The sequence below is a fragment of the Actinacidiphila acidipaludis genome (assembly GCF_019890725.1).
GTDB classification, from domain to species: domain Bacteria; phylum Actinomycetota; class Actinomycetes; order Streptomycetales; family Streptomycetaceae; genus Actinacidiphila; species Actinacidiphila acidipaludis.
Genome location: NZ_JAINZZ010000033.1, coordinates 66369 through 79152 on the forward strand (window position 1 = coordinate 66369; position 12784 = coordinate 79152).

10 protein-coding genes and 1 pseudogene are annotated in these 12784 nt (G+C 73.5%); 2 read left to right on the top strand and 9 right to left on the bottom strand.

The features are described from left to right. Window positions 1-139: 139 nt before the first annotated feature. From K7862_RS23580 to pdhA, 6 genes and pseudogenes are all read right to left on the bottom strand, one after another. Window positions 140-346: a DUF2191 domain-containing protein gene (locus K7862_RS23580; protein ID WP_222965764.1), complete on the bottom strand. Its 207-nt coding sequence runs from the start codon at window positions 344-346 to the stop codon at window positions 140-142. Between the two features lie 360 nt (window positions 347-706). Beyond that, the gene (locus K7862_RS23585; RefSeq protein WP_262413677.1) at window positions 707-2197 is read right to left on the bottom strand and encodes a molybdopterin-binding protein; all 1491 of its coding nucleotides are present in this window, start codon (window positions 2195-2197) and stop codon (window positions 707-709) included. A 548-nt stretch (window positions 2198-2745) separates the two neighbouring features. Next, window positions 2746-3698, bottom strand: a pseudogene (locus tag K7862_RS23590) (NTP transferase domain-containing protein). A gap of 133 nt (window positions 3699-3831) precedes the next feature. Next, window positions 3832-5268, bottom strand: coding sequence for a dihydrolipoamide acetyltransferase family protein (locus K7862_RS23595; protein ID WP_222965766.1), 1437 nt, complete (start codon window positions 5266-5268; stop codon window positions 3832-3834). Continuing rightward, complete coding sequence (locus tag K7862_RS23600) at window positions 5268-6299, bottom strand: alpha-ketoacid dehydrogenase subunit beta (protein WP_222965768.1); 1032 nt, start codon at window positions 6297-6299, stop codon at window positions 5268-5270. The genes K7862_RS23595 and K7862_RS23600 overlap by 1 nt, the downstream gene beginning before the upstream one ends. Next, complete coding sequence (gene pdhA, locus K7862_RS23605) at window positions 6296-7396, bottom strand: pyruvate dehydrogenase (acetyl-transferring) E1 component subunit alpha (RefSeq protein WP_222965770.1); 1101 nt, start codon at window positions 7394-7396, stop codon at window positions 6296-6298. Before pdhA ends, K7862_RS23600 begins: the two co-directional genes overlap by 4 nt. A 180-nt stretch (window positions 7397-7576) precedes the next feature. Here pdhA and K7862_RS23610 point away from each other — a divergent pair, with 180 nt between their 5' ends. Continuing rightward, on the top strand, window positions 7577-8077 hold the full coding sequence (locus tag K7862_RS23610; protein WP_222965772.1) for an Lrp/AsnC family transcriptional regulator: 501 nt from the start codon (window positions 7577-7579) through the stop codon (window positions 8075-8077). A gap of 56 nt (window positions 8078-8133) precedes the next feature. On the opposite strand, the gene K7862_RS23615 is transcribed toward K7862_RS23610, so the two are convergent. From K7862_RS23615 to K7862_RS23625, 3 genes are all read right to left on the bottom strand, one after another. After that, a complete protein-coding gene (locus tag K7862_RS23615; RefSeq protein WP_222965774.1) occupies window positions 8134-8919 on the bottom strand; it encodes an alpha/beta hydrolase family protein in 786 nt (261 codons plus the stop codon). Between the two features lie 85 nt (window positions 8920-9004). Further along, on the bottom strand, window positions 9005-9592 hold the full coding sequence (locus tag K7862_RS23620) for a TetR/AcrR family transcriptional regulator (RefSeq protein ID WP_222965776.1): 588 nt from the start codon (window positions 9590-9592) through the stop codon (window positions 9005-9007). Next, window positions 9589-11106, bottom strand: a complete 1518-nt coding sequence (locus K7862_RS23625; RefSeq protein ID WP_222965778.1) for a 3-hydroxyacyl-CoA dehydrogenase — start codon at window positions 11104-11106, stop codon at window positions 9589-9591. Before K7862_RS23625 ends, K7862_RS23620 begins: the two co-directional genes overlap by 4 nt. Window positions 11107-11270: 164 nt before the next feature. Between K7862_RS23625 and paaN the strand changes: the two genes are divergently transcribed. Beyond that, the coding region (gene paaN, locus K7862_RS23630) for a phenylacetic acid degradation protein PaaN (RefSeq protein ID WP_222965780.1) at window positions 11271-12784 on the top strand (1514 nt) is incomplete at its 3' end.

Here is a 12784-nt window from a genome sequence, read left to right on the forward strand (position 1 = left end):
ACGGTCGCGCCTCGGTGGGACACAGGCCCGCGCGTTGTACGTGCCTCGCGGTCGTCCCGCACCGCCGCGCGAAAGCCGAGGTCACGCTGCGAAAGCCGTCGGCAAATCGTCAGCGGTACGGGACCGCGCTGGCCGCGCCTCAGCCCTCCGGGGGCCGGTACGGCTGCACGTCGTTGGTCCGTCGGCCGTCGTCGGGGTCGGCGGTGCGGGCCTCGGTGCGCTGGGCGCGCTCGAGGTAGTCGCGGACGATCAGTTCGACGGCGTCCTGCGGGTTCCTCGTACCGGTCAGGAGCATGACCTCGATCGCGAGGTGCGCGTCGACACTCACGTTGACCCGGGCGGCCATGGCGACTCCTTCGCGGCGGTGGCGGAAGCCCGCGGCAGGCGACCGGCTTCCGTGCAGGGCAGGCGGTGCCGTCTCCAGGCTAGGCACTGCGGACGCGGCGCGGGCGGCGAGGAGGCAAGTGCGTACGACGCTCCCCTTTCCGACGTCCGCGCCGGTCCCCTCAGGCCCGCCCTGCCCGTTCCGTCGAAGCCCGTCCTGCCGAAGCCCGTCCTGCCGAAGCCCGTCCCGCCACGCCGACGACAGGCGCGAACCTGACCGCCCCACCGCCGACCCTCCGAACACCGCCCGGTGACTGCCCCGGCCTGCTGAGCCGGTGCTTTCTCCCGCACCCGGAGGCCCGGTCGCGCCATCCGGTCCCTCTTACGTGCCGCTCCCCCAGGCCGGTCCCAGCACCCCGGTGTCCAGGACCGCCGTGTCGTCCCCGGCCCGCGCGCCGCCTGGCGGGATCACCGCCATGCCGTCGGCGGCGGCCAGGCCGCGCAGCATGGCGGGGCCGGCGAAGTGCAGGGGCCGGGCCGCGGACTCGTCGTCGAAGACCACCGGGACCAGCCGGGTGTCGGACGGGTGACCGTGCACGTCCTGGGTCAGCGGCGCCGCGTACGGGGCGGGCGTGGGACATCCACCGAGTGCGCGCAGCAGTGGGGCGACGAGCGTGAGCACGCCGGACACCGCGGCGAGCGGATTTCCCGGCAGTCCGACGAGATGCCCGCCCCCCGCGGGGATGCCGGGCGGCAGCGCTGCCAGCAGCATGGGGTGTCCCGGGCGTACGGCCACGCCGTCGACCAGCAACCGCGCGCCGATCGCCGCCAAAACGGGATGGACGTGGTCGACGGGACCGCCCGCTGTTCCGCCGGTGGTGACGACGAGGTCGGCGGTGCTCGACGTGACCGCGTCGTGCAGGGCGTCCGCGTCGTCCACGAGGCGCCGGACGCCGGTAACGTCGGCGCCCAGCGCGCGCAGCCACGACGGCAGCATCGGGCCGAGCGCGTCGCGCACCTGCCCGGACCTGGGCAGTCCGCGGTCGAGCAGTTCGTCGCCGAGGACGAGAACGTCGACGCGCGGCCGGGCGGTGACGGTCAGTTCGTCGTACCCGGCGGCGGCCGCGAGTCCGAGGACGGCGGGTGTCACGAGGGTGCCCGCGGGGAGCAGTTCGTCGCCCGAGCGGCATTCCTGTCCGCGGTGCCGGATCTCCTGGCCGGGGGCGGGGGCGAGGTGCGGTGCCCGGACCTGCAGCCAGGTGCCGTCGGTGCGTTCCTCGGTGCGGCCGTGCTCGCTGCGCAGGACGGCGGTGGTGCCCGCGGGCAGCGCGGAGCCGGTCGCGACGTGGACGGCGTGGCCGCCGTGCAGGGCACGGGGGTGCTGCTGGCCTGCCAGGACCTGTCCCCTGATCAGCCAGGGTCCGGCTCCGGCGACGGCCCATCCGTCCATGGCCGAGGAGTCGAAGGAGGGCAGGTCGGTGAGGGCGACGAGGCTGCGGGCCAGCGACATCCCCAGCGCCTGCTCCCCCAGCGGCGTGATCTGCGCGGCGAGGCGCCGGGCGCACTGCCGCGCGATCCGGCGCGCCTCGGGCCATGGGGTGGCGGGGTGTGCGTGCCGGTCCCGGCCGCGGCCCGAAGATGCCGCGGGCTGCGGTGTCTTCGCTTCGCCCCGATGGTTGTGCTCACGGGGCGGCGGAGCCGGCCGGCCGCCTGACGGCTGCTCGGCTGACGAGGTGCCGGCCGTCGCGGCGTCCTTTCCTGTGCGGCTGCTGCTCGGACGGCCGGGCGAGTCCTGCGGCGAAGCGGCCGGGGGAGCGGTGCGGTCGGCTCGGGCGTCCCGTCCGGCAGGGCGTGGTTCGTCGTCCAGGGACATGGCCACGTCCACCGGGTCCGCGGACGCGGCGCCCCTCCGCCCACTCCGGCCGTGCAGGGACTCCACCACTCGGAATTCCTCCTCCGCGGGCACCTGATCGCGGCCGGTCACCGGTGTGGCGGCCTGGCCGTGCCGCTGCCGGTCGTCGCCCGCCGGACCACGCGGCGACTGGTCGTCGTCGCCCTGTCCGAACAGCACCGCCAAGGGGTCCCTGCCCGACCGCCCGCGCCCTGAACTCCTGTTGCCCGGAGCCGGGCTCCGGCGGTCGGAGGCCTGGTCCTCGCCGAGGGCCACGTCGAGGGGGTCCGCGGCGCTGCGGCCGGTTGCCGGGCGGGGCATGGGTGCGGTCGCCCGCCCGGGGGTTGTCGGCGCAAGGGGAGCGGTGCGCGAGCCCGGGGCTTGGGGGCGGGACGCCGGTTCGTGGCCGAGGGCGACGGCGAGCGGGTCGTTGGCCGGCGGGCCTGCGGGTCCGGCGGCGCGGCGTTTTTCGTTGGCCAGCGCCAGGGCGTCGTCGAGTGCGCGGTCGGCCGCGTCACCGCCGGGGGCGGTCATCCCGCGCGGTCCGCTTCTCCGGACGACGGCGCGTCCGGCTGCTCGTCGGCCCAGCGCTGCGCCAGGGCGGCGGCCTTGGCGGCGGCTTCCCGTACGGCGTCGGGGCCTCCGCCGGCGTGCGCGGCGGCGTATCCCACCAGGAACGTGGTCAGCGGCGCCGCCGGGCGGGCGACCCCGTGCGCGGCGTCACGGGCCAGGTCGAGCAGGACACCGGTGTCCACCTCGAGGTCGATGCCCAGTTCGGTCTTGGCTGCGGCGATCCATTCGTCCAACACCTTCCTATGGTCGCCGATCGCCGGGCCCTTGCCGGAGAGGCTCACCCCGGGTTTCCGTCGTCCAGCCGGGCGCGGGCGGCCGCCACGTCCTCCCAGGTGTCGCAGTCGAAGGACGCGTCGCCGGTCGGGTCGGCGATCCGGTGCAGCGTCAGTTCGCCGGTCAGCAGGCGCAGCGGCAGTCCGCTGAGGTGGCCGTGTTCGGCTCTGAGCAGGGCCAGTTCGCGGCGCAGCGCCTCGGTCCGGTAGGCGGCGGCCAGCGGCTGGTCGCGCCCGTCGGGGTCGGTGAGCAGCACGCCTTCGCGGTCGCCGTTGAGGGCCTCGATCAGCGCGGCCGTGGTGGTGCCGGTGAGGAACGGCAGGTCGGCGGCGAGGACGAGCACCACTTGTTCGGGGGCGTCGGCGGTGCCGGAGCCGTCCGCGGCGTCGAGGGCGGCCAGGCCGGCGGCGAGCGCGGGCAGCGGGCCGCCGCCGGGCGGGTCCTCACGGGCCCATCGCACGGGGCGTGCGGTGGCCCGCCGCGGGCCGACGACGACGGTGGTCCGGGCGTCGGCGCACGCGGCGAGCACCCGGTCGAGCAGCGCACGCCCGCCCACCGGCAGGGCGGGTTTGTCGGTCCCGCCGAGCCGCCGGGCGGCGCCGCCCGCCAGAACCAGCGCGTCGTAGCTCCTCGTCATGCCCGCGAGTATGCCTCCGCCGGATTGCGGTGGGGTCCCCGGCTGCTCACCTCCGGCGCCTCACCGGGGTGAGGTGCCGGGGGTGGCCGAAGGGGACGACCGATCGGCACCGGGCGGTGAGGTGCGCCTGCCCTCACACCGTGGCGAGCAGCACCGCCGGGTTCTCCACGCAGTCGGCGACGAACCGCAGGAAGCCGCCGGCCGTTCCCCCGTCGCACACCCGGTGGTCGAAGGTGAACGACAGTTGCACCACCTGCCGCACCGCGAGCTCTCCCTGGTGCACCCACGGCTTGGGCGTGATCCGTCCGACTCCGAGCATCGCCGCCTCGGGGTGGTTGATGATCGGCGTCGATCCGTCCACTCCGAAGACCCCGTAGTTGTTGAGGGTGAAGGTGCCTCCGGTGAGGTCGGCGGGCGTCAGGGTGCCGCTCCTGGCCGCCTCGGTCAGCCGCCGTATCTCCGCCGCCAGTTCGGCCGTGGTCCTGGTGTGCGCGTCGCGGACGACGGGCACGACCAGGCCGCGGTCGGTCTGTGCGGCGAACCCGAGATGCACGGCGGGCAGCCGCACGATCTCGGCGCGTTCGGTGTCGACCGTGGCGTTGAGCTCCGGGTACCGGGCCAGGGCCGCCGTCACGATGCGGGCGAACAGTGCGAGCACGGGTATGGAGTCGGCTCCTGCCGCGGCCAGGGCGGTGTTCATCGCCGCCCGGGTCGCGAGCAGTTCGGTGCCGTCCGCGTCGACCCAGCAGGTGGCGTCCGGGATCTCGCGGCGGCTGCGCGACAGCTTCTCCGCGACGGCGCCGCGGATGCCGCGCAGCGGAACACGCTCGGCACCGTCCGCGGCGCTCGCGGGTGCCGAGGTCGTCTGCGCCGGCGCGGTGCCGGTCCCGGCGTGACCTGCCCCGTTGGCGTTCCCGGGGGCGCCGGCCAATGCGCGTTCGACGTCGGCGCGCATGATCAGTCCGTCCGGACCGGAGCCGGCCAGTGCCCTGAGGTCCAGGCCGTTGTCCCGGGCCAGCCGCCGGACCAGCGGCGATATCACCGCGACCGGGCCGTCGGCCGTCTGCGGGGCGAGGGCCGCCGGAGCCGTGGCCGTCGCCGCGGGGGCCGGCGCGGTGGCACGCTCGGCGACCTGGGTGCCGGTCTCGACGGGAGCCTGCGGTCCCGTCAGGGAGTGTCCGGCGGCGGCGCTGACCGCACGGACACGGTTGCGTCGGCGGGCGGTGGCCGCTCCCGTGCCGTAGCCGACCAGGACGTTGCCGGAACCTTCGTCGGTCCCGTCCTCGGCGTCGGGTGGTCCGTCCACCGGGCCGGAGCCCGAACCGGAACCGACGGCCACGGTCACCAGGGGGCGGCCGACGGCGAGAGTGTCGCCCTCCGCGCCGAAGCGGGCGGTCACCACACCCCCGTAGGGGCAGGGCACCTCCACGACGGCCTTGGCGGTCTCGACCTCGACCACCGGCTGGTCGATGGCGACGACCTCGCCGACCTCGACCATCCAGCGGACGATCTCCGCCTCGGTGAGTCCCTCGCCCAGGTCGGGCAGGGTGAACTCCTTGACGACCGCCATCACCCCTCCTCCCACTGCAGGCGGCCCACGGCGTCGAGGATCCGGTCGACTCCGGGCAGGTGGTGCCGTTCCAGCATCGGCGGCGGGTAGGGGATGTCGAACCCGGCCACCCGCAGGACCGGTGCCTCCAGGTGGTGGAAGCACCGCTCGGTGATCCGGGCGGCTATCTCGGCGCCGGCGCCGCCGAAGCCGGACGACTCGTGGACGACGACGGCGCGGCCGGTGCCGCGGACCACGGCGGCGACCGTCTCCTCGTCGAAGGGCACGAGGCTGCGCAGGTCGACCACGCCCAGGTCCCAGCCGTCTTCCTTGGCGGCCTCGGCGGCCTCCAGGCAGACCGGCAGCGACGGGCCGTAGGTGATGAGCGTCGCGGTGCGGCCGGGGCGCCGGACCACGGCCTTGCCGATCGGCGGGACCTCGGCCGGCTCCTGCGGGGACCACTGGGACTTCGACCAGTACAGACGCTTGGGTTCGAGGAAGACCACGGGGTCGTCGGAGGCGATGGCGGCCCGCAGCAGCCCGTAGGCGTCCTCGACGGTCGCCGGGGTGACCACGTGGAGGCCGGGGGTGTGCAGGTAGTACGCCTCGGAGGAGTCGCTGTGGTGCTCCACGCCGCCGATGCCGCCGCCGTAGGGGATGCGGATGGTCAGGGGCAGCGGCATGGCGCCGCGGGTGCGGTTGCGCATCCGCGCGACGTGGCTGACGAGCTGTTCGAACGACGGGTAGGCGAAGGCGTCGAACTGCATCTCCACCACGGGCCGCAGCCCGTACATCGCCATGCCGACGGCGGTGCCGAGGATGCCCGCCTCGGCGAGGGGGGTGTCGGTGCAGCGGTCCTCGCCGAACTCCTTGGTGAGCCCGTCGGTGATCCGGAAGACACCGCCGAGGGTGCCGACGTCCTCGCCCAGGATGTGGACGGCCGGGTCGGCGGCCAGCGCGTCGCGCAGCGCCTGGTTGAGCGCCTGCGCCATGGTGGCGGGTTTGCTGGCGGACGCCTCGGTGCTCCCGGCGGCGTGGGTCGCGGTCGTCATGACTGGCGCTCCGCTTCCAGCTCGGCCTGCAGCTGCGCCTGCTGCTCGCGCAGTTGGGGCGTCGGTTCGGCGTAGACGTGGGCGAACAGGTCCATGGGGTCGAGCTGGGGGTCGCTGTGCATCCGCTCGCGCAGGGACGCGGCCATCTCCTCGGCGTCGGCGGCGGTGCTGTCGCGCAGGGTGTCGTCGAGCAGGCCGCGGGAGGTGAGTTCGCGTTCGAGCACGGCGATCGGGTCGTGGGCCCGCCAGGCGGCGACCTCGCTGTCGTCGCGGTACCGGGTGGCGTCGTCGGCGTTGGTGTGGGCGTCGATCCGGTAGGTGACGGCCTCGATGAGGGTGGGGCCGCCGCCGGTGCGTGCGCGTTCGACGGCCTCGGTGAGGACCTGGTGCATCGCGGCGGCGTCGTTGCCGTCGACGAGGCGGCCGGGCATGCCGTAGCCGACCGCCTTGTGGGCGATGGTGGGCGCGGCGGTCTGCTTGGCCAGGGGCACGGAGATGGCGAAGCCGTTGTTCTGGACGAGGAAGACCACGGGCGCCTTCCACACGGCGGCGAAGTTGAGCGCCTCGTGGAAGTCGCCCTCGCTGGTGCCGCCGTCGCCGACCATGGCGAGGGCCACCACGTCGTCGCCGCTGAGCCGGGCTGCGTGCGCGAGGCCGACGGCGTGCGGGAGCTGGGTGGCCAGCGGGGTGCTCAGCGGCGCCACGCGGTGGGTGTGCGGGTCGTAGCCGGTGTGCCAGTCACCGCGGAGCAGCGTCAGCGCCTCGACGGGGTCGACGCCGCGGGCGACCACGGCGAGGGTGTCGCGGTAGCTGGGGAACAGCCAGTCCTGGGGCTGCAGCGCGAGCGCGGCCGCGATCTCGCAGGCTTCCTGGCCGGTGCTCGACGGGTAGACCGCGAGGCGTCCCTGTTTGGTCAGCGCGGTGGCCTGCGCGTTGTAGCGGCGGCCGCGGACGAGCTGCCCGTACAGGGCCCTGAGCAGGGCCGGGTCGAGGGCGGCGGCCTCGGGGGTGCCCAGCAGCCGGAACGGCTCGGGGTCGGGCAGCAGCGGCGCGGCGTCGGTGCGGGGGCGCCAGGCAGGGGTGTCCAGCACGGTCATCGCGAGCACCTCCTTGTGGTCGGTGACCTGGAGCGGTCGGGCGTGAGCGGGTCTCGCTCTCCCAACCGATTGTTCGGTCGCCGGAGGCATTTTGGCTACGGGGTCGTTCGGCCTGTGGACAAACGGTTCTGCACAGCCTGAGATGGAGCCAGTACGTCCATGGTAGGGAGCTGCGGGGGGATGGCGAGAGAACAGATGGCCGAAGAGGAACCGACGGTCCGACCTCTGGACCCGATCGATCGCACGATCCTGCGCCTGCTGCAGGAGGACGGGAGGGCGTCCATACGTTCGGTCGCCGAGCGGGTGCACGTGTCGCGGGCGAACGCGTACGCCCGTATCAACCGGCTCATCGAGGACGGGGTGATCCGAGGTTTCACGGCTCGAGTGGACCACGAGCGGGCGGGTCACGGCGCGTCGGCGTACATCACGCTGAAGATCGTCCAGAACTCCTGGCGGACCGTTCGCGAAAAACTCGTCACTCTTCCGGGCGTCGTGCATATTGCCCTGGTAAGTGGCGATTTCGACGTTCTGCTGCTGGTGCACACGGTCGACAACCGCAGTCTGCGCGAGTTGGTCCTGACCCGGCTGCAGGCCATCGAGGAGGTACTGAGCAGCCGCACGCTGCTGGTCTTCGAGGAGACCGACCTGGTCCTCGGCGACCGGCCGGGGCCGGACAGCTGACCTGCCGGCACCGGGCGGGCCCGGTCAGCCGCCTGCGCCGCGGGCCCTGCCCGGGCTCAGCCGCCGTACTTCTTCAGGAACGCCTTGACCTTGCCGTAGTTGGTCTCGTCGTTCAGCATGCTCACGCCGTGGTTGGTGCCGTCGACGATCGTCAGGTCGTTCTCCTTGGCCTTCTTCGTGGCCTTGCTGAGCTGCCTGGCCGCGTCGGCGAACGAGGAGTCCAGGTCGGATGCCATGTAGAAGACGGGCATCGTCAGTTTCGGGACCGCCGAACCGGCGTCCATGCTCCCGTAGGAGACCGGAGCGGACGGCGAGACGACGGCGTCGACCGGCGGCGTGATCGAACCGGCGGCCGACAGCACGGCCGTGGCGCCCTTGGACGCTCCGACCAGCAGCACCTTCGTCGCGCCCTTGGATCGGGCGTACGTCACGGCGGCGGTGACCTCGGCGACGTCGTCGCCGGCCGAATCGACCGCGATGGCCCGGTAGCCGTCCTTGCCCAGCTCCATCGCGTGCGGCACCCACTGGCAGACGTCGCCGTCGGCCTGGTGCGTGAGCACCAGCGCCGTGTGGCCGGTGCCGGTGACGTAGGCCTCGACGTCCTGCCCGCTGGAGCTCGGGAAGGTCACCGAGCCGGTCTTGGCCTGTTCGGGTGACAGGCAGCCGAAGTCGTCGGCCGCGGCGGCCGGGCTCGGTGCGGCGGTGGCCTTGGCGTCCCCGCCCCCTCCGCCGCAGCCGGCGAGCAGCAGGAACGACACGGCCACTCCGGCGGCGGACACGGCGCGGGCGGGGGCGCCGGCCGGCGGGCGGAGTCGTGCGAAGGAACGATCAGCCGTCAGCATGGCCGGATCCTGACGGTCACGACCACTGACGGTCAATGGTCTGGACCGCGCCTTCGACGGACCGCCAGGTCACAGCAGTGGGCGTCTACGTCCGCAGACCGTCGAAAGCCAGCCGCGCCACGGCGTCGACGACCTGCTCCGCCTCGGTGCTCCCCCGGCCTTCCGGCCGGTACCACTCCACGAGCGAGTTGATCATTCCGAACAGCAGCCGCGTGGCCAGCCGGACATCCACGTCGGCTCGCAGATCGCCTTCCGCTACGGCGTCCTTCAGCAGCGCGGCCACCCGCTGGTCGAACTCCCGGCGGCGCTCCATCGCCCACCGCTCGGTCGCGGTGTTGCCCCGGACCCTCAGCAGAAGGGTGACGTAGGGAAGTTCGTCCATCAGCACCTCGGCCGTACGGCGGGTGACGTATTCCAGTCGCTCCACGGCCCGGCCGTCGCGGGCTCCCTGCTCGTCCAGGATCCCGAACAGGCCCTCCAGCGCGCGGCCGACCGCGCGGTGCAGGAGTTCCTCCTTGCCGCGCACATGGTGGTAGATGGAGGACTTGGAGATGCCCGCAGCGCGCGAGAGATGCTCCATCGAGGTGCCGTCGTAACCCCGCTCGTTGAAGACCTCGACGGCCACGGCCAGCAGGGTCTCGGGCGTGTAGGTGTCGCGCTTGGACATGGTCATGAGGAGATCACATTTTCAGCCGCGGCCGCACGCCGCCTCAGTTCGGGGCCGGGCGCGTAGCGTCCCGTCGGGTACCAGGCGTGCAGGCCGTCGAGCAGATCCCGCACATAGGGCGCGGACAGCAGCTCGCCCCACTCCAGCGGGCCCATGGGGTAGTTGACGCCGAGCCGCATCGCGGTGTCGATGTCGTGCGCGGAGGCCACTTCCCTGGCGGCGGCATCCAGGGCCAGGTCGGCCAGCATGGCCACCGTGCGGGCGACCACCAGCCCGGGCACGTCACGGATGACGCTGACGCGCTTGCCCATCGCCTGGAACAGGCCGGTCGCCTGGGCGACGGCGTCGGCGTGCACCCCTGCGGACGGCGCGATGCCGATCCTCGACGCCGTGCGGTAGTCGAGCGCCAGGTCGAACTGGATCGACGGCTCGCCGGGCAGCCGGGCGTCGACCAGATGCAGTGACGTTCCGGCGGGCAGCACGATCTCGCCGCGCCCGGCCCCCGGCTCCCTGCGCACCTCGATCCCGGCCTCTGCGGCCAGCTCGGCGAGCGCATGGGCGGGACCTAGGTCACCGCGCACCGTGACGTGAGCGGGGGCGGCCGCGAGCGCGGCGGTGTGCGGCTCGGGCGCCGGGTCGCCGACGCCCGCGCCGTGGTCGTAGGGGAACCAGCCGCGCCCGCTCTTGCGGCCCAGCCGGCCGGACTCCACCAGCCGGCGCTGGGCCAGTGACGGGGTGAACTTGGGGTCCCGGAAGAACGCCTCCCACACCGATCGGGTGACGGCCTCGTTGACGTCCTGCCCGATGAGGTCCATCAGCGCGAACGGGCCCATGGCGAAGCCGCCGCTCTCGGTCAGCAGCGCGTCGATCGTGGCGGGATCGGCCGCGCGCTCCTCGTAGACGCGCAGGGCCTCGGCGTAGAAGGGGCGGGCGACGCGGTTGACGAGGAAGCCGGGGGTGTCGGTGCAGCGCACGGGTGTCTTTCCCCAGGCGGCCGCCGTGTCGTAGGCGGTGGTCACCGCCGACGGGCCGCTGGCCGCCCCGGCGACGACCTCGACCAGCGGCAGCAGCGGTGCCGGGTTGAAGAAGTGCAGGCCCACCAGCCTGCCGGGCAGCCGAAGTCCGCCCGCGACGGCCGTGACCGACAGCGAGGAGGTGTTGGTCGCCAGCAGGCAGTCGTCCCCGACCACCTTCTCCAGCTCCGCCAGCAGGTTCTGCTTGACGGCGAGGTCCTCGACGATCGCCTCCACGACCAGGGCGGCGCCCGCCAGGTCGGCCACGCCCTCCGCGGGCACGAGACGCGCCAGCGCCGCCTTGTGCTCCGCCGCGCCGAGCCGCCCCTTGGCGACCAGCCGGTCCAGCCGCCCCCCGACGCCGTCCACGGCCGCCGCGGCGCGCCCGGGCAGCGCGTCGTGGAGGAGCACGCGGTGGCCCGCCAGCAGTGCGACCTGTGCGATGCCCTGGCCCATCGTTCCGGCGCCGACGACGGCCACGGTGCTGTTGCTGTCAAGTGCGGTCACGGTTGCTCGACTCCCTGGCGAATCAGGTCCCGGTGTCCAGGCTGGACTCAGGAGCGTCCCGAAAGTTGTCCACAGGCCGGGAAGGTCCCCCTTGTCCCGACCGAACATTCGGTTAATCTATCGGTGTCTCCGCCACTCGCCCAGCTCGACGAGGAGTTGGTCCCATGTCTGCCGAACTGTCCACCGTGCTGCTGGTCGAGCGCCACCGCGGCACTCTCGACCAGGCGCTCGACGCCGCCAGGACCCGCGCGTACTGGTCTCCTTACCCCGAGCACCCCAAGGCGTACGCGGACGCCGACGAAGGCCGTGCCGCGTTCGAGGCGCTGCTGGGCCACCGGTTCGACCTGGACCAGCCGGGCACGGACGAGTGGACGGGCGAGGAGCGCTCCCCGTACGGCGTGGAGCTGGGCATCCAGTACCCGCACCCGGATCCGGACGTGCTGCTGCCCGCGATGCGCGCGGGGATGGCGGCGTGGCGGGACGCCGGGCCCGAGGCCCGTGCGCTGGTCTGCCTGGAGATCCTCGCCCGGATCAACGCCCGGACCCACGAGTTCGCCCACGCCGTCATGCACACCTCCGGCCAGGCGTTCACCATGGCCTTCCAGGCCGGCGGCCCGCACGCCCAGGACCGCGGTCTCGAAGCGGTGGCCTACGCGTACGTGGAGCAGGTCCGCACACCGGAGACCGCCGACTGGGTGAAGCCGCAGGGCAAGCGGGACCCGCTGAGCCTGCGCAAGGCCTTCACCGCGGTGCCGCGCGGCATCGGCCTGGTCATCGGCTGCAACACCTTCCCGACGTGGAACGGCTACCCGGGCCTGTTCGCCTCCCTGGCGACCGGCAACGCGGTCCTGGTCAAGCCGCATCCGCGCGCCGTGCTCCCGCTCGCGCTCACCGTCTCGGTGGCCCGGCAGGTGCTGTCCGAGGCCGGCTTCTCGCCCGACCTGGTCTGCATGGCCGTGGACCGCCCGGGTGAGGGCCTGGCCAAGAACCTGGCCCTGCGGCCCGAGGTCAAGGTCATCGACTACACCGGCTCCACCGCCTTCGGCGACTGGCTGGAGACCAACGCCCGCCAGGCGCAGGTCTTCACCGAGAAGGCCGGGGTGAACACCGTGGTGATCGACTCCACCGACGACTACCGCGGCATGCTCTCCAACCTCGCCTTCTCCCTGTCGCTGTACAGCGGCCAGATGTGCACCACGCCGCAGAACCTGCTCATCCCCCGCGACGGCATCACCACTGACGCCGGCCCGCGCTCCTACGACGAGGTGGTCGCCGACATCGCCGCCGCCGTGGACGGCCTGCTCGGGGACGACGCCCGTGCCAACGCCCTGCTCGGCGCGCTGGTGAACCCGGACGTCAAGGCCCGTCTGGACGCCGCCCCCGGCATCGGCGAGGTCGCCCTGGCCTCCCGCTCGGTCACCCACCCCGAGTTCCCGGACGCGGTCGTGCGCACGCCAGCCCTGGTCAAGCTCGACGGCGCCAAGCCGGACGCGGAGTCGGCGTTCATGACGGAGTGCTTCGGGCCGGTGTCCTTCGCGGTCGCGATGGACTCCACGGACGCCGCACTGGATCTGCTGCGCCGCACCATCCGGGAGAAGGGCGCGATGACGGTGGGCGCCTACACCACCTCGGTCGACGTCGAGCGCAAGGTCGAAGAGGTCTGCTGGGAGGAGTGCGC

Bases quoted from the DNA above. Each gene is read 5' to 3' on its own strand.
- K7862_RS23580 (WP_222965764.1), bottom strand. From the start codon at position 346: ATGGCCGCCCGGGTCAACGTGAGTGTCGACGCGCACCTCGCGATCGAG.
- K7862_RS23585 (WP_262413677.1), bottom strand. From the start codon at position 2,197: ATGTCCCTGGACGACGAACCACGCCCTGCCGGACGGGACGCCCGAGCC.
- K7862_RS23595 (WP_222965766.1), bottom strand. From the start codon at position 5,268: ATGGCGGTCGTCAAGGAGTTCACCCTGCCCGACCTGGGCGAGGGACTC.
- K7862_RS23600 (WP_222965768.1), bottom strand. From the start codon at position 6,299: ATGACGACCGCGACCCACGCCGCCGGGAGCACCGAGGCGTCCGCCAGC.
- pdhA (WP_222965770.1), bottom strand. From the start codon at position 7,396: ATGACCGTGCTGGACACCCCTGCCTGGCGCCCCCGCACCGACGCCGCG.
- K7862_RS23610 (WP_222965772.1), top strand. From the start codon at position 7,577: ATGGCGAGAGAACAGATGGCCGAAGAGGAACCGACGGTCCGACCTCTG.
- K7862_RS23615 (WP_222965774.1), bottom strand. From the start codon at position 8,919: ATGCTGACGGCTGATCGTTCCTTCGCACGACTCCGCCCGCCGGCCGGC.
- K7862_RS23620 (WP_222965776.1), bottom strand. From the start codon at position 9,592: ATGACCATGTCCAAGCGCGACACCTACACGCCCGAGACCCTGCTGGCC.